This window comes from Streptomyces sp. NPDC001351, assembly GCF_042896045.1.
Lineage (GTDB): Bacteria > Actinomycetota > Actinomycetes > Streptomycetales > Streptomycetaceae > Streptomyces.
Window position 1 is genome coordinate 104,945 of the sequence record NZ_JBIAWS010000012.1, and the last position, 14,976, is coordinate 119,920.

14 protein-coding genes are annotated in these 14,976 nt (G+C 70.8%); 12 read left to right on the forward strand and 2 right to left on the reverse strand.

Going from position 1 to position 14,976, the window contains the following annotated elements; all coding sequences use genetic code 11:
• The first annotated feature begins 376 nt into the window (after positions 1–376).
• Positions 377–1,738 (forward strand): bifunctional o-acetylhomoserine/o-acetylserine sulfhydrylase, encoded by a 1,362-nt coding sequence (locus ACFY1U_RS36430; protein ID WP_390698317.1) that lies wholly within the window; start codon positions 377–379, stop codon positions 1,736–1,738.
• Complete coding sequence (locus ACFY1U_RS36435) at positions 1,735–2,880, forward strand: homoserine O-acetyltransferase (protein WP_390698473.1); 1,146 nt, start codon at positions 1,735–1,737, stop codon at positions 2,878–2,880. Before ACFY1U_RS36430 ends, ACFY1U_RS36435 begins: the two co-directional genes overlap by 4 nt.
• Before the next feature lie 27 nt (positions 2,881–2,907).
• Here the strand turns inward: ACFY1U_RS36435 and ACFY1U_RS36440 are convergent, their stop codons facing one another.
• Positions 2,908–3,789 (reverse strand): sulfurtransferase, encoded by an 882-nt coding sequence (locus ACFY1U_RS36440; protein ID WP_390698318.1) that lies wholly within the window; start codon positions 3,787–3,789, stop codon positions 2,908–2,910.
• A 373-nt stretch (positions 3,790–4,162) separates the two neighbouring features.
• Between ACFY1U_RS36440 and ACFY1U_RS36445 the strand changes: the two genes are divergently transcribed.
• The 6 genes from ACFY1U_RS36445 to ACFY1U_RS36470 all read left to right on the forward strand — a co-directional run bounded on the left by ACFY1U_RS36445 (position 4,163) and on the right by ACFY1U_RS36470 (position 9,096).
• Entirely contained in the window at positions 4,163–5,083 is a 921-nt protein-coding gene (locus ACFY1U_RS36445) for an ABC transporter substrate-binding protein (protein ID WP_390698319.1), read from the forward strand.
• A 108-nt stretch (positions 5,084–5,191) separates the two neighbouring features.
• The gene (locus tag ACFY1U_RS36450) at positions 5,192–6,229 is read left to right on the forward strand and encodes an ABC transporter substrate-binding protein (protein WP_390698320.1); all 1,038 of its coding nucleotides are present in this window, start codon (positions 5,192–5,194) and stop codon (positions 6,227–6,229) included.
• The gene (locus ACFY1U_RS36455) at positions 6,226–6,987 is read left to right on the forward strand and encodes an ABC transporter permease (protein ID WP_390698321.1); all 762 of its coding nucleotides are present in this window, start codon (positions 6,226–6,228) and stop codon (positions 6,985–6,987) included. The genes ACFY1U_RS36450 and ACFY1U_RS36455 overlap by 4 nt, the downstream gene beginning before the upstream one ends.
• The gene (locus ACFY1U_RS36460) at positions 6,984–7,745 is read left to right on the forward strand and encodes an ABC transporter ATP-binding protein (protein ID WP_390698322.1); all 762 of its coding nucleotides are present in this window, start codon (positions 6,984–6,986) and stop codon (positions 7,743–7,745) included. Before ACFY1U_RS36455 ends, ACFY1U_RS36460 begins: the two co-directional genes overlap by 4 nt.
• Positions 7,742–8,809 carry a phosphotransferase enzyme family protein gene (locus ACFY1U_RS36465; RefSeq protein ID WP_390698323.1) on the forward strand — a complete coding sequence of 356 codons (1,068 nt, stop codon included), beginning with the start codon at positions 7,742–7,744 and terminating at the stop codon, positions 8,807–8,809. Before ACFY1U_RS36460 ends, ACFY1U_RS36465 begins: the two co-directional genes overlap by 4 nt.
• A 119-nt stretch (positions 8,810–8,928) precedes the next feature.
• Positions 8,929–9,096, forward strand: coding sequence for a hypothetical protein (locus ACFY1U_RS36470; protein ID WP_390698324.1), 168 nt, complete (start codon positions 8,929–8,931; stop codon positions 9,094–9,096).
• A 97-nt stretch (positions 9,097–9,193) separates the two neighbouring features.
• On the opposite strand, the gene ACFY1U_RS36475 is transcribed toward ACFY1U_RS36470, so the two are convergent.
• Positions 9,194–10,009 (reverse strand): TauD/TfdA dioxygenase family protein, encoded by an 816-nt coding sequence (locus tag ACFY1U_RS36475; protein ID WP_390698325.1) that lies wholly within the window; start codon positions 10,007–10,009, stop codon positions 9,194–9,196.
• 524 nt (positions 10,010–10,533) lie between these two features.
• On the opposite strand from ACFY1U_RS36475, the gene ACFY1U_RS36480 reads away from it, so the two are divergent.
• The 4 genes from ACFY1U_RS36480 to ACFY1U_RS36495 all read left to right on the forward strand — a co-directional run bounded on the left by ACFY1U_RS36480 (position 10,534) and on the right by ACFY1U_RS36495 (position 14,920).
• Positions 10,534–11,640: an LLM class flavin-dependent oxidoreductase gene (locus ACFY1U_RS36480; RefSeq protein WP_390698326.1), complete on the forward strand. Its 1,107-nt coding sequence runs from the start codon at positions 10,534–10,536 to the stop codon at positions 11,638–11,640.
• Positions 11,637–13,037, forward strand: coding sequence for an NtaA/DmoA family FMN-dependent monooxygenase (locus tag ACFY1U_RS36485; protein WP_390698327.1), 1,401 nt, complete (start codon positions 11,637–11,639; stop codon positions 13,035–13,037). Before ACFY1U_RS36480 ends, ACFY1U_RS36485 begins: the two co-directional genes overlap by 4 nt.
• A gap of 76 nt (positions 13,038–13,113) precedes the next feature.
• Positions 13,114–14,037: an LLM class F420-dependent oxidoreductase gene (locus ACFY1U_RS36490; RefSeq protein ID WP_390698328.1), complete on the forward strand. Its 924-nt coding sequence runs from the start codon at positions 13,114–13,116 to the stop codon at positions 14,035–14,037.
• Positions 14,038–14,095: 58 nt separating this feature from the next.
• A complete protein-coding gene (locus tag ACFY1U_RS36495; protein ID WP_390698329.1) occupies positions 14,096–14,920 on the forward strand; it encodes a DUF1684 domain-containing protein in 825 nt (274 codons plus the stop codon).
• The last annotated feature ends 56 nt before the right edge of the window (positions 14,921–14,976 follow it).

Here is a 14,976-nt window from a genome sequence, read left to right on the forward strand (position 1 = left end):
GCGGCGGCTCACCCAGAACGGGTCGAGCAGCACCGTGTGTGCCGTGCCGGTGGTCTCCATGACCGGATCAAAGCACACCCGGGAAGGTGGGTCCACCACGCATCCCGCAACGTGAGACACCCTCGTTGTGCTGGTGAATACCGCCGCCGTTGTGGTTACCTGTCTGCATGACCGTGCTCGTGACCCGCCGCCACGTGGACTACGTGCGTGTCACCACCACGGGTTGTTCCGCCGCGAGCTGACGCCGCGCTCCGGCTTCTGACCAGCATCTTTCTCACCGCTTCACGCTGACCGCCGCCTTCCGTCGGAGGCGGCCTCCAGCGCTGCGGTTCCCTCACGCCTTCCCCCTCTCACCCTCCGCACAGGGAGCAGCACCATGAGCCAGCCCATCGACTCCGTCACCGCCGGCCACACCCCCGAGGAAACCTCCGCCGGGCCTGACACCTCCGCGTGGTCCTTCGAGACCAAGCAGATCCATGCGGGTGCCGCGCCGGACTCGACGACCGGCGCCCGGGCGACGCCGATCTACCAGACGACGTCGTTCGTGTTCCGGGACACCCAGCACGCCGCCGACCTGTTCTCGCTGGCCGAGCCCGGCAACATCTACACCCGTATCCACAACCCCACCCAGGATGTCTTCGAGCAGCGGATCGCCGCGCTGGAGGGCGGGGTCGCGGCGGTGGCGCTGTCCTCCGGGCAGGCGGCGGAGACCCTGGCGATCCTGACGCTGGCGAGCGCGGGCGACCACATCGTCTCCAGTACGTCGCTGTACGGCGGCACCTACAACCTGTTCCGGCACACGCTGCCGAAGCTCGGCATCGAGGTGTCCTTCGTCGACGACCCGGACGACGCCGAGGCCTGGCGGGCCGCGATCCGGCCGAACACCAAGGCGCTGTTCGCGGAGACGCTGGGCAACCCGCGCGGCAACGTGCTGGACGTGCGGGCGGTCGCGGACGTGGCGCACGCGGCGGGCGTGCCGCTGATCGTGGACAACACGGTTCCGACTCCCTACCTGCTGCGGCCCATCGAGCACGGCGCGGACATCGTCGTGCACTCGGCGACCAAGTTCCTGGGCGGGCACGGCACCGCGATCGCGGGTGTCGTCGTGGACGGCGGCACCTTCGACTTCGGCGCCCACGCCGACCGCTTCCCCGACTTCACCGAGCCCGACCCCAGCTACCACGGTCTGCAGTACTGGCCCGCCCTCGGCCCCGGCGCCTTCGCCATCAAGCTCCGGGTGCAGCTGCTGCGTGACCTTGGCCCGGCGCTCTCCCCGCACTCCGCGTTCCTGCTGCTCCAGGGCGTGGAGACGCTGAGCCTGCGCATCGAGCGGCACTCCGCGAACGCCCAGGCCCTGGCCGAGTGGCTGGAGCAGCGCGACGAGGTCGCGGCTGTCCACTATCCGGGGCTCGAGTCCAGCCGTTGGTACGAGGCCGGGCAGAGGTACCTGCCGCGCGGTGCCGGTGCCATCGTCTCGTTCGAGTTGCGGGACGGCATCGAGGCGGGCAAGCGATTCGTGGACGCCGTCGAGCTGTTCAGCCACCTCGCCAACATCGGCGACGTCCGCAGCCTCATCATCCACCCGGCGTCCACCACCCACAGCCAGCTCGACGAGGAGCAGTTGGCGGCCACCGGCACCTCCCCCGGCCTGGTGCGGCTGTCGGTCGGCATCGAGAACCTCGCCGACCTCAAGGCGGACCTGGAGGCCGGGTTCCGCGCGGCCAAGGGCGCGTCCTGAACACCGTACTGACGCCCTCCGAGGTCCCCCTCCCGCCGGCCACCGGGGCCTGGCGGGAGGGGGACCCGCCCGGGCGCCGCCAGTGGTACGCCCGCGAGAAGCCGCTCGCGTTGGAGGCGGGCGGTGAACTGCCGGGCGTGCGGCTGGCGTTCGAGACGTGGGGGCGGCTCGCGTCGGACGCGTCCAACGCGGTCCTCGTCCTGCATGCCCTCACGGGAGACAGCCACGTGGTCGGCCCCGCCGGACCCGGGCACCCCACCCCCGGCTGGTGGGACGGCCTCATCGGACCCGGACGGGCCCTGGACACGGACCGCTGGTTCGTCGTGGCGCCGAACGTCCTCGGCGGCTGCCAGGGCAGTACCGGGCCGTCGTCACTCACACCGGAGGGCCGCCGCTGGGGTGGCGATTTTCCCTTCCTGACCCAACGTGACCAAGTCGCTGTCGAAGCCGACTTGGCCGACGCGCTGGGCATCGACCGGTGGGCACTGGTGGTCGGCGGCTCGATGGGCGGGATGCGGGCACTGGAATGGGCCGTGTCGTATCCCGACCGCACCGGCGCCCTGCTGCTGCTCGCCTCGACGGCCGCGGCGAGCGCCGAGCAGATCGCCTGGGCGAACATCCAACTGCACGCCATCCGCACAGACCCGCACTGGCGCGGCGGCCACTACCACGACACCGGTCAAGGACCCCACGCCGGACTCGGCCTGGCCCGACGGCTCGCCCACGTCACCTACCGCAGCGAGCCGGAACTCGCCGTTCGCTTCGGCCGTACGCCCCAGGGCACGGAGGACCCTTGGAACGGCGGCCGGTACCAGGTCGAGTCCTATCTCGACCATCACGCCGCCAAGTTGGTGCGCCGCTTCGACGCGGGCAGCTACGTCGTCCTGTCCGAGGCCATGAACAGTCACGACATCGGCCGGGCCCGCGGCGGCGTGCGCGCCGCGCTGCGCCGGGTGACCGCCAGAACACTCGTGGCCGGGGTCGACTCCGACCGTCTCTATCCACCGTCCCAGCAGGCGGAACTGGCGTCGGGCATCCCCACGGCCGATGCCCTCCGGCTGATCGAATCCCCCTACGGCCACGACGGCTTCCTCATCGAGGTGGAGCAGGTCGCCGCGCTCGTGGGAGAGCTCGTCCGCTGAGCGCGGCCGGGGAGATCCCTCCAGACCTCAGCCGCCGATTTCGAGTGGCCGCGCCGGGTCCTTCGACCACTCCTCCAGTGAGCCGTCGTACAGCGATACGCCGTCACGCCCGAGCAGCGTGAGTGCGAGCGCCGCACCCGCCGCCGAGATGCCGCCACCGCAGTACAGGACGACCGGGGAGTCGCCGGCGTCCAGCACGGCGCCGACCCTGGCGGCGATTTCGGCGTCGGAGAGCACGCGGCCCGCGGAGTCCAGCAGGTCGCGGCCCGGAAGGCTGCGGCTGCCGGGGATGTGTCCGCGGCGGCTGTAGCGGGTGGGGGTTGAGCCGTCGAAGCCGCCGGTCGGCAGGGCGCACACGAGGGCGCCGGGCCGCTCGCCACGGCTGATGGCCGCCACTTCGTCCACACTCGTCCACATTCCGGGACGCACGACCGGGGTGACGGGAGTCCCGGCAGGCTCGGGCTCAGCCTCCTGGCCGGAAACGACCGGACGACCGGACGCTTCCCACGCCGCCAGCCCTCCGTCCAGCACGGCCGCCGGCACGGAGATGGCCCGCAGCATCCACCACAGCCGGGCCGCCCAGATGCCTCCACCGTTGTCGTACGCGATCACCGCGCTGCCTTCCCCCACGCCGAGCCGGGCGAGCGCGGCGGCCAGTGCCTCAGGGGCGGGCACGGCGAAGTGGTACGGCGCGTCATGGTCGGAGAAATCGCCGGTCAGGTCGGCGTGGCGGGAGCCGGGGAGGTGCCGTTCGGTCCAGGCTGCCCGGCCGCTCGCAGACCGGTAGTCGCCGTCATGCCGGGGCGAGGGCAGCAGGGCGGTGGCGTCGAGGACGACCACACGCGGGTCGTCGAGGCGGGCGGCGAGCCAGGTGTCGTCGACCAGGGGGCCGGGCAGCAGGGAGGTCATGGCGGCCGATGGTACGCCCGTGAGCTGGGCGTCTTGCCGATCGAGGATGGTCATCCCATATTTCGGACCACGCTTGCACAGCATCCCGGGCATGCCGTTATGGTTTCGGCCATCTACGCGGGAGCCCCTACCCGGCTGGGCTGAGAGGGCGTCTGGGATCCGTTCGTTCGAACGCGGTCCCCATGGGGACGCCGACCGCACCAACCACGCCATCCAGGCGTCCCGCGTAGGAGTTCACGTGTCCGCAGCAGTCGAGCCGAAGCGACCGGTGTCCCACACCCCGGTGCGCTGCTCCTGTTGTTGTCGCTGACACTCCTCACACCCCTCTCGCCGTCCGCCACGCGCTCTCGCGCACCCTCTTCGGAGTACCCCCATGCCGCACATCCGGGTCATGCTCGACTATTTCCACCCTTGGCCGAATTCCGCCGGTCTGTACGTCTCCCGTGCCCGTGGCTGGTTCGCCGAGGCCGGGCTCGACGTGGAACTGGTCGTCCAGGATCCGGGACGCGGTGACACGCTGGAGTACCTGGCGCGAGGCGAGGTGGACTTCGGGATCTTCCCGCCGAACCGGCTGCTCGCCCGCCGCGCCACGCAGGGTCAGCCGCTGATCGCGGTGGCCGCGGTCAACCACCGGGGCCTGGAGGCGATCCAGACCACCACCTCCACCGGCATCACCCGTCCCCGTGACCTCGCGGGCCGCCGTCTCGCCCTCAACCCGACCCCGCGCGGCCGTGCCATGGTCCGGCACCTGGTCGCGGCCGACGGCGGCGACCCGGGTGCCGTGCTCCTCGTCGACGCGGGCACCCGCGAACTGACCGTGGACGACATCGAGGCCGGCGAGGCCGACGCCACCTTCGGCACCTACTGGTCCTGGGACGCCCTGCGCGGCGACCTGCCCGAGGAGCGGCGGCTGACCTGGCCGGTGGACGAGATCGGCGCACCCCGCTACCACAGCTATTTGCTGGGCACGAGCGAGTCCCTGCTCGCCGAACGGCCTTCCCTCGTACGGGACTTCCTCGCGGTCACGGCCCGGGGCTATGCCGCCGCCGCCCGTGAGAAGGACGACACCCTGACGCTGCTGGAGGGCGTGATCCCGTACTTCCCGCGCCCGCTCATCGCCCGCTCCCTCGCCCTGGTCGCCCCCACCTGGACCGACCCGGACGGCCGTTGGGGCGTCATCGACGAGAGCCGGATGGGGCCCTACGCGCACTGGCTCGCGGAGAACGGCGCGATCGCGCACGATCGCGACTGGCACAGGTCCTTCACCAACGGCCTGCTGGACGTGGCCGCGTGACGTTTCTGACCCGGCGGCTCACCGTCGACTTCAAGCGGGTGGCCAGCGCGCTCTGTCGGGCCTGACCGCCTCACACAGCCTGTCTTCCCTCCCTACGAAGGACCCGTCATGCACCGCCGTACCCTGCTGTCCGCGATAGCCGCGACCTCCCTGCTCGCCGTCACCACCGCCTGCTCGACCGACGCCGACTCCTCGGCCGCCGCAAAGGTTGGCACCACGACCGTCACCCTCGCCCTGGACTGGACGCCCAACACCAACCACACCGGCATCTACGTCGCCCAGGCCAAGGGCTGGTTCAAGGACGCCGGGATCGACCTGAGGATCGTGCCGTACGGCTCGACCTCGCCCGAGACGCTGCTCGCGAACCACAAGGCCGACTTCGGCATCTCCTACCAGGAGGGCGTGACGACCGCACGCGCGGCCGGCGCGGACATCACCTCCGTCTACGCGGTCACGCAGAAGACGAACGTCACCATCGCCGTACGCGCGGGCCGCGACGACATCGCCTCCCCGAAGGACCTCGACGGCAAGACATACGCTGGTTTCGGCGCCCCCTACGAGAAGCCGCTACTGCAGAAGGTCATCCAGAACGCGGGCGGCAAGGGCGACTTCAAGCAGGTCACCCTCAACACCTCGGCGTACGCGGCCCTTTACGCGGACAAGGCCGACTTCGCGATGCCGATGCCGACCTGGGAGGGCCTGGAAGCGGAGCTGAGCGGCAAGCCGCTCAAGAACTTCCAGCTCTCCGACTACGGCTTCCCGGCGATCTACTCGACGCTCGTCGCGTCCTCGGACCAGTTCCTGAAGAGGAACCCGGAGGTCGCGAAGAAGTTCGTGGCGGCCCTCGACAAGGGCTACCGCTACGCCGCCGCCAACCCCGACAAGGCGGCCGACCTGCTCATCTCCGAGAACAAGAGCGTGCTCACCAACACCGAGCTGGTGAAGAAGAGCGAGGCGCTGCTGGCGAAGCAGTACTACAAGGCGGCGGACGGCACGATCGGCACCCAGAGCGCCGAGCGCTGGAAGGCCTTCGCCGACTTCGAGTACAAGGCCGGACTGCTGGTCGACGCCGACGGCAAGAAGCTGACGAAGACCCCGGACGCCTCTGCCTTCTTCAGCAACGACTACCTCCCGGCCGCCAAGTGAGGCCGCTGCTGCGGTCGTTGTGGCCGCCACTGCTTGTGCTGACCCTGGTGGTCGGCGGCTGGCAGCTGTACGTCACCGCCGCCGGGGTGGATCCGATGACACTGCCCTCCCCCGCACGCGTCGTCGAACAGGGCTGGGCGAACCGCGCGGACCTGTGGGCACAGACGCTGCCGACCCTCCAGGAGACCCTGCTCGGCTTCGCGCTCTCCTTCGCGGCGGCCTGGCTGGTCGCGGTCCTGCTGGACTTCTCCGCGGCGGCCCGCCGCGGCCTGTACCCGCTGCTGGTCGCCTCACAGACGATCCCGATCGTCGCGGTGGCACCCCTGCTGATCATCTGGTTCGGCTTCGGGCTGCTGCCGAAGATGCTGGTGGTGACGCTGACGACGTTCTTCCCCCTGGCCGCCAACTTGGCCGCCGGCTTCGCGGCGACCGACCGCGAGGCGATGCGGCTGCTGCGCTCCCTGGGCGCGGGCCGGTGGCGGGCCTTCCGTCTGGTGCGGGTGCCGAGCGCGATGCCGTACTTCTTCGCGGGCCTGAGGGTGAGCATCACCTACGCCGTCGTCGGTGCCGTGTTCGCCGAGTACGCGGGCGCCGAGGCGGGCCTCGGGATCTATATGCAGGCGCAGAAGAGCGCGTTCCGTACGGACCTGGTGTTCGCGGCGGTGGGGGTGACGGCGGCGTTGAGTATCGCGCTGTTCGGGGCCACGTATCTGCTGCAGCGGCTGGTGCTGCCGTGGGAGCGAAAGGTGGGCAAGTGAGCAGTCTGCGCATCGAGGGTGTGGGCAAGTCCTTCGACGATCTGGAGGTTCTGAAGGACCTCGAACTCCGCGTCGATCAGGGTGAGTTCGCGGCGGTCATCGGGCCGAGCGGTTCCGGCAAGAGCACCCTGTTCAACCTGGTTTCCGGTCTCGACCGACCCACGTCGGGACAGGTGCTGGTGGAGGGCGAACCGGCCTCCGTGGAGTCCGGCAAGGTCGCCTACATGCCGCAGAAGGACCTGCTGTTCCCGTGGCGGACGGTCCTCGACAACACGGCACTCGGCCTTGAGGCCCAGGGGGTGAGGAAGAGGGAGGCGCGGGCGCGGGCCGACGCGCTGTTCGCCGACTTCGGGCTCGACGGCTTCCAGAAGGCGTATCCGTCCCAGCTCAGCGGCGGTATGCGGCAGCGAGCAGCGCTGTTGCGCACGGTGGTGCTGGAGCGGCCGGTCCTGCTGCTGGACGAGCCGTTCGGCGCACTGGACTCGCTCACCCGGACCGAGATGCAGTTGTGGCTGGCCGACATGTGGCAGCGACACCGCTGGACCGTCGTCCTGGTCACCCACGACATCCGCGAGGCGGTCCTGCTCGCGGACACCGTACATGTGCTGTCCCCGCGCCCCGCCACGGTCGTGGAGCGCATCGAAGTGCCACTCCCCCGCCCGCGCGGCGAGGCGGACTTCACCGCACCCGAGTTCGCGGCGACCGAACGCCGGCTCCTGGAGGCCCTGCGCGGCACAACGGCGGTGCAGACGGCGTGAGTTCACATCTGGCACACGGCCTCGACACCGACCCGGTCGAGCCCGACTGGGCGCCGCTGACGGACGCCGAGGTGACGGACGTCGTCGGCCCGGCGCGGGTGGTGTGGCGCAGCCCGCGTCCCCTGTCGGCGGCAGCCGTCGTCGAGCGAGACGGACGGCGCCTGTTCGTGAAACGGCACCACATCACCGTACGAAACCTTGAAGGGCTGGCCGAGGAGCACGCGTTCCTGCGCCATCTGCAGCGCCACGGCGCCCCGGTGGTGGAGGTACTGGACACGGCTGAGCGCGGTGAGTGGGCCTACGAGGTCCACTCGGCCGGCATCGGCATGGACCTGTATCGTGACGCGCTTTCCTGGTCGCCGTTCCGGTCCGCCGTGCACGCGCGGGCGGCCGGCGAGGCACTGGCCCGGCTGCACCTGGCGGCGGAGGGATTCGACGCGCCGCGCCGCCGAGTGCAGCCGCTGGTCGCGTCGTTCACGGTGTTCGCGTCCGGCGATCCCCTGCTCGCTCTGGAAGGACATGTGGCCGAGCGTCCCGAACTGGCCGACGCCCTCAAGGATTTTCCGTGGTGCGAGGACACCGAACGCGTCCTTGTACCACTGCACGAGCGGCTGTCCCCACACCTCGACGGCCTCGCCCCGCTGTGGACCCACAACGACTGGCACGCCTCCAACCTGCTGTGGGACGCCGGCGGCCAGGTGGCCACGGTCCTGGACTTCGGCATGAGCGACCGCACCACCGCCGTGCACGACCTGGCCACGGCCATCGAACGCAATGCGGTCCAGTGGCTGCAACCGGGCTACCCGGTACGCGAGGAGGACGCCATGGCCGTCCTGGAGGGCTACCGCTCGGTGCGACCACTGACAGCAGACGAGACGGCCGCGCTCCCCGCACTACTGCCGCTGGTACACGCGGAGTTCGCGCTCTCCGAGCTCGGCTATTTCCACGGCGTCACACGCTCGGCGCACAACGCCCGCCTGGCCTACGAGTACTACGTCGGCCACGCGGAGTGGTTCGCCGGCACCGACGGCAAGCGTCTCCTGCGGCGACTTGCGGAAGGATGAACCGTGCTCATCGTCATGGGTGGTCTGCCCAGTGCCGGCAAGACCACCCTCGCCCGTCTCCTGGCGGCCCGGATCGGGTGGAGGTGGTCTGCTCCGAGGCGGCTGAACACCGGCGCCGCGTGACCTCACGATCCGTCGACGTTCCGGACCTGACGTCGCCCGACTGGCAGCAGGTCGTCAACCGGGAATACGAGCCATGGGACCGCGAGCGCGTCGTCGTCGACACGGCCGGGCAGGAACCGCGCGTGTCACTGGCCGAGCTGCTCGCTCGCCTCCGGTCGGGCTGAGGCGTAGCTGGCTGCGCGGTCTCACCTCGGTGTCCGGGCCGAACCCGAGCAGGCGGCGGGCGCTCGGCGGAGCAGGCGTTCTGACCGCCGGACGTGATCAGGTCACGGGCTGACGTACCGGTTCCACGCCGATGACCTTGCGGTAGACGCGGGCGCCGTCTCCGTAGTCGTCCACGGCGTAGTGCCAGGTCGCCCGGTTGTCCCAGAGCACGAAGTCACCTGCGTTCCAGCCGAAACGGATGGTGTAGTCGGGCGATGACGCATGCCTGAGCAGGTGGTCGAGCAGCACCCTCCCCTCCTGCGCCGTGACGCCCGTCAGGCCGAGCGCCGAGGTGCTGATGAACAGTCCCTTCCGGCCTGTCTCGGGGTGGGTCAGCACGACCGGATGCTCGACGGTCTCCTCGACCGCGACACGTTTGCTGCCCTGCGCGTAGTTTCCCGCGTCGGCGTCGTAGACCGCGCCGACCGATTCGAGCAGTTCCTTGAACGGCTCGGACAGGTCGTCGTACGCCGCCTGCAGATCGGCCCAGAGGGTGTGGCCGCCCAGCGCGGGCACGACCTCGTAGGTCAGTGACTCGATCGCGAAGACCGGCTGCCGCCACAGTCCGCCGATGTGCCAGGTGCTGGCCTTGCCGGTGTGCTGGACGTTGTAGGGGTAGACCAGTGGATGGGCGGGGTCCTTCTTCGCGGTCGGGTGGTCGAAGGGTTCCGCGAAGATGCGTACGGCCTCGACGTGCTGCTCCGGTGTGAGGTGCTGGCCGCGGAACACCAGCACCTTGTGTTCCCGGAACGCCTGGCGCAGCTCTTCGGCGGTTGCCTCGTCGACGCCGGTCGTCAGGTCGATGCCGGTCACCTCGGCGCCGAACCGCGGACCGGCCCGCCGTATCTCGTGGCTCGTGACTGTGGTGGTCATGGCTTTCCCCTCTCAGTGCTGCCGTACAGGAATGGCGCGCGAGTGGTCGCCTCACACGGGAACGGGTGAAGGCGACGTCAGAAGCGTCGACACGCGGCGGCGTCGACGCGCGCCAGATCCACGTACAACCTGCGGTACAGCGCTGAGGGGTTCACCCCACCATGTGTAGCAGGCAGTTGAGGGATGGATCATTGCATCTGCATGAAAATTCCGTCCGGACCGGTCGGGTCGCCTCCGCACAAGCGCCCTTGACACTCGCAGGGGCCAGCGACGTACGTTGAACTCGCAAGTTCCTGACGGCTGGAGGCCTTCGATGCACGTACCTGGCGCGGCACCCCAGGGTGCGAGCACGGGTGCGCGGCTGATCACCCGGCGGCATGTCGACTACTGTCGCACCTCCTCCGCCGTCTGTCCCTCCGTACACGTCTGACCCCTGTCGGCCCGTCCCGCCGGCCGTCTCGTCGTAGCCTCGCGCCTTGCGCCTCACGGCCGCGAGTTCGCGTGTATCTCGGAAGGAACACCCCTTGTCCGGCCCTGCCCTGCACCTCGCCGTCGAGATCGACGGCGACGGCGCCCACCCCGCGGCCTGGCGCCGCGCCGCCCACTCACCCGACCAGTTGCTGACCCCGCGCCGCGTGGCCCAGGTCGCCGCCATCGCCGAGAACGCCGGGTTCACCCTGATCACCCTGGATGACGGCGTGCTGCCGCCCGGAACCTCGCCGGATCCCGTGGGCCGTATCGGCGCGGTGGAGCGGGCGGCCTTCGTCGCGGCGTCCACAAGCACCATCGGGATCGCGCCCGTCGTCCCGGTCACGTATGCGGAACCGTTCCATGTCTCCAGCCAGTTGGCGTCCCTGGACCACATCTCGGTCGGTCGCGCCGGATGGGTGGTGACGGAGGAGGAGCGTCCCGAGGCGGCCCGGGCCTGGGGGCGGCCGCCGGTCGCCGGCGCCGACGCGCGGGCCCTGGAGTCCCGGGACGGGGTGGAGGTGGCCCGAGCCCTGTGGGACTCATGGGAGGACGACGCCGTCATCCGGTCCGTGGCCACCAGCCGCTACCTCGACCGCGAACGGCTCCACTACATCGACTTCACCGGCCGGACGTATGCCGTCAAGGGCCCGGCGATCGTGCCGCGCCCGCCCCAGGGACAGCTTGTCGTCCTGGGCCGACCGGACCGGGTGCCCGCCGCACAGCTCGACGTCGCTCTCGTCGAGGGCCGCGACCTCACGTCGGTCGCCTCGGCCGCCGATGCCGCCGGTACGCCTCGCGTCTTCGCCGAGGTCGAGGTGGCGCTGGACACTCCGGTCGCGACGGCCGCCGAGCGCGTCGCCGACCTGGAACGGCACGCGGCGTGGAGTGACCGGGGAAGGCTGCGGCACATCGGTTCCGCAGAGCAACTTGCCGCTTTTCTTGTCGAGTTGAGCCGTCACGTCGACGGCGTACGGCTGCACCCGCTGGTGCTGGACGAGGACCTGGCCGTCCTCTCCCGCCTCGTCCTGCCGGCCCTGTCCGAGCGGCGTCTCGTCGCCCGCCCGCTGCCCGGTACGTCCCTGCGCTCGACCCTGGGTCTGGAGCGCCCCGCCAACCGCTTCGCAGCCGCTGCCGTGGCCGCCCAGGAGGACGCCCGATGACCCGCACCGATCCCCTCGACGTCCCGCGGCCGCACGCCCAGCTGCACTTCGGTGTGTTCTTCCAGGGCGTCAACCACTGGACCATCTGGTCCGCCCCCGACAGCGGCTCCCAGATCGACCCCGCCTCCTTCCGCCGGGTCGCCCAGACCGCCGAACGGGGCCTGTTCGACGCGTTCTTCCTCGGCGAGGGGCTGCGGCTGCGCGAGGTCGACGGCAGGATCCACGATCTCGACGTGGCCGGACGGCCGGATGCCATCACGCAGCTCGCGGCCCTGGCCGCGGTCACCCGCCGCATCGGGCTGGTCTCGACCTCCAACTCCACCTTCAACGAGCCCGCCGATCTCGCCCGCCGCCTCTCCGGCCTCGACCTGCTCTCCGAAGGCCGCGCCGGCTGGAACGTCGTGACCACCGACAACGCCTGGACCGGCGCGAACTTCCGCCGCGGCGGCTACCTCGACCACGCCGACCGGTACCGGCGCGCCGAGGAGTTCCTCACCGTGGCCCGCGCGCTCTGGGACGGCTGGGAGGACGGAGCCGTAGTCGGCTCCGCGGGCGCACGGGAATGGTCGACGCCCGGTGCCGTACGCCAAGTACGCCACCATGGGGCGCAGTTCGACGTCGACCTCGCGCCGACCCTGCCGCGCAGCGCCCAGGGCCACCCGGTCATCTTCCAGGCGGGTGACTCCGGCGAGGGACGTGACTTCGCCGCCCGCAACGCCGACGTCATCTTCTCCGCGCACGGCACCGACTTCGACGACGCCCTGGCCTTCGCCGAGGACATCCGCACCCGTCTGCGTGCCGTCGGCCGGCCCGACGACGACCTGAGGATCCTGCCCGGCACCGAGATCATCCTCGGCGCGACCGAGGAGGAGGCCCAGGAGAAGAAGCGCTGGATCCGGCTCCAGCAGGTCACCCCGGCAACGGCCCTGGGGATCGCCGGGCTGCTGTGGGGCATCGACCTGTCCGACCGCGACGCCGACGGGCCACTGCCCAAGGAGGACCCGGTCGTCACCGAGAACGACGGCTCCTTCGGCGCCCGGCGCATCGCCGACCCACGCGCGGTCGTGGCCGAATGGCGGGCGAAGGCGGAGGCCCACGGTTGGTCGCTGCGCGAGACCGTCATCGCGCTCGGTCCGCAGCGCGGCCACGTCGGCACCCCGTCCGGTCTGGCCGACAAGTTCGCCCACTTCGTACGGCACGGCGCGATCGACGGCTTCAACGTCACGCCGTACCTCATCCCCGACGGACTCGACGACATCGTCGACCTGCTCGTCCCGGAACTGCAGGAACGCGGGCTCTACCGCACCGACTACACCGGCACCACGCTCCGCGACCACCTCGGCCTGCGCGAACCCCTCACCCACCGGTCCGCCCCCGACCAGCGGCAGGCGGGCTGACCACCACACACGACTGACACGAAGCTGTCACACAGGGAGCGGAATGCGGGTTCGCCGAGAATCCGTTCTGACTGTCATGACTGTGGGAGTAACCCTCAACGCATCCGACGCACCCAACCAGGTCGACGCCACCGTGCAGCTGGCCCAGGAGGCCGCGGCCGCCGGGCTGCATTCGGCCTGGTTCGGTCAGACCTTCGGCGCGGACTCACCCCAGCTCGCGGCGATCGTCGGACGCGAGGTGCCCGGACTGCAGGTGGGAACCTCCGCGATCCCCGTCTTCGGCCGCCACCCGCTGCTCGTCTCCAGCCAGGCCCAGACCGCCCAGGCCGCGACCCACGGCCGCTACCACCTCGGTCTGGCCCTGGGCACGAAACTCCTGACGCAGAGCGGCTTCGGCCTGCCCTTCGAACGCCCCATCGCCCGCCTGCGTGAATTCCTCACCGCGCTACGGCAGTTGACCGAAACCGGCACGGCCGACTTCCACGGCGAACTGCTCACCGCCACCACCCCGGTCCCGGCGCGCGTCCCGGGCGCTGAGAGCGGCGTCCCCCTGCTGGTCGCCGCGATGGGGCCGCAGGCACTGCGGGCCAGCGGGGAACTCGCGGACGGAATCCTGCCCTATCTGGCGGGACCGCGCGCCCTGGACGAACACATCGTCCCCGCCCTGACCGCCGCGGCCGAGGCGGCCGGCCGCCCCGCCCCCCGGATCGTGGCCCTGGTGCCCGGCGTGGTCACCGACGACGTGGACGCGGTGCGGGCCAAGGCCACCGAGAACCTCGCGTTCTACGAACAGATCCCGTCCTATGCCCGGGTCATCGAACTCTCCGGCGGCCGACGCGCCGCCGACCTGGCCGTGATCGGCGACGAGAAGACGGTCGAGGCCGAGGTACGGCGCTACCGCGACGCCGGCGCCACCGAGGTCGTCTTCTCGAGCACCGAGATCGCCGGCGAAGCGGACCGCCGACGCACCTGGGCGCTCCTCGGCGCACTGGCCGGCTGAGTACGCCTGTCGGGCCACCGGCCCGGCACAACGCCCTACACCCCTCCAAGGAGACCGTATGACCACCGAGGCCACCGCGACGGACCTCCAGGCCTTCACCGAGACCTGGCTGGACTGGTACCGCGCCCAGGAGACCCGGCTCGCCGACCCCCACGGGTTCCTGGCGATCACCGGCCAGCACTGGCTCGACGACCGGCCGCAGCGCTTCCCCGACGCACCCGGCGCCTGGCACACCGGCCCCGACGGAGTCGTCGTGAACCTCGACGACGGAGAGGAACTGGTCATCGACGGAACCCCGGTCCGGGGCGAACACCGCTTCGGCGTGCTTCCCGAACGCACCGACGTCCACGCGGTCTGGAAAGACGCCGTCATCGAGGTCGCCAAACGCGGCGGAAACGACATCGTGCGCCCCCGGCACCCGGACGCGCCGCTGCGCACCGCCTTCACCGGGACACCCGCCTACGCACCCGACCCCCGCTGGGCCGTGACCGGCCGCTACATCCCCTTCGACGAGCCCCGCCCGACCACCGTGGGCGCCGCCGTCGAGGGCCTGGAACACGTCTACGACGCTCCGGGCAGGGTCGAGTTCGAACTGGACGGGCAGCAGCTGTCCCTGACCGCGTTCCCCGGACGCGGCGCGGGCAGTCTGTTTCTGCTGTTCACCGACGCGACCTCCGGAGTCACCACCTACGCCGCCAACCGCTCCCTGGCCCTCGATCCGCCCGCCGCCGACGGCACCGTCGTCCTGGACTTCAACCGCGCCGCAAACCTGCCCTGCGCCTACACCGACATGGCCACCTGCCCACTGCCCCCGGCCGAAAACCGCCTGCCGGTGGCCATCGAGGCCGGCCACAAGCTTCCCGTCGAGCGCGGCGGGTCCTGAGCCGGGCTCAGTCTTGCGCAGCGTCTCCGGCGAACAGCTGCTGTGGAGACGGGAGT

What these genes read in the sequence shown, in the direction of transcription:
- ACFY1U_RS36430 (WP_390698317.1), top strand. Translation starts at nt 377, where the DNA reads ATGAGCCAGCCCATCGACTCCGTCACCGCCGGCCACACCCCCGAGGAA.
- ACFY1U_RS36440 (WP_390698318.1), bottom strand. Translation starts at nt 3,789, where the DNA reads ATGACCTCCCTGCTGCCCGGCCCCCTGGTCGACGACACCTGGCTCGCC.
- ACFY1U_RS36445 (WP_390698319.1), top strand. Translation starts at nt 4,163, where the DNA reads ATGCCGCACATCCGGGTCATGCTCGACTATTTCCACCCTTGGCCGAAT.
- ACFY1U_RS36450 (WP_390698320.1), top strand. Translation starts at nt 5,192, where the DNA reads ATGCACCGCCGTACCCTGCTGTCCGCGATAGCCGCGACCTCCCTGCTC.
- ACFY1U_RS36475 (WP_390698325.1), bottom strand. Translation starts at nt 10,009, where the DNA reads ATGACCACCACAGTCACGAGCCACGAGATACGGCGGGCCGGTCCGCGG.
- ACFY1U_RS36485 (WP_390698327.1), top strand. Translation starts at nt 11,637, where the DNA reads ATGACCCGCACCGATCCCCTCGACGTCCCGCGGCCGCACGCCCAGCTG.
- ACFY1U_RS36490 (WP_390698328.1), top strand. Translation starts at nt 13,114, where the DNA reads ATGACTGTGGGAGTAACCCTCAACGCATCCGACGCACCCAACCAGGTC.
- ACFY1U_RS36495 (WP_390698329.1), top strand. Translation starts at nt 14,096, where the DNA reads ATGACCACCGAGGCCACCGCGACGGACCTCCAGGCCTTCACCGAGACC.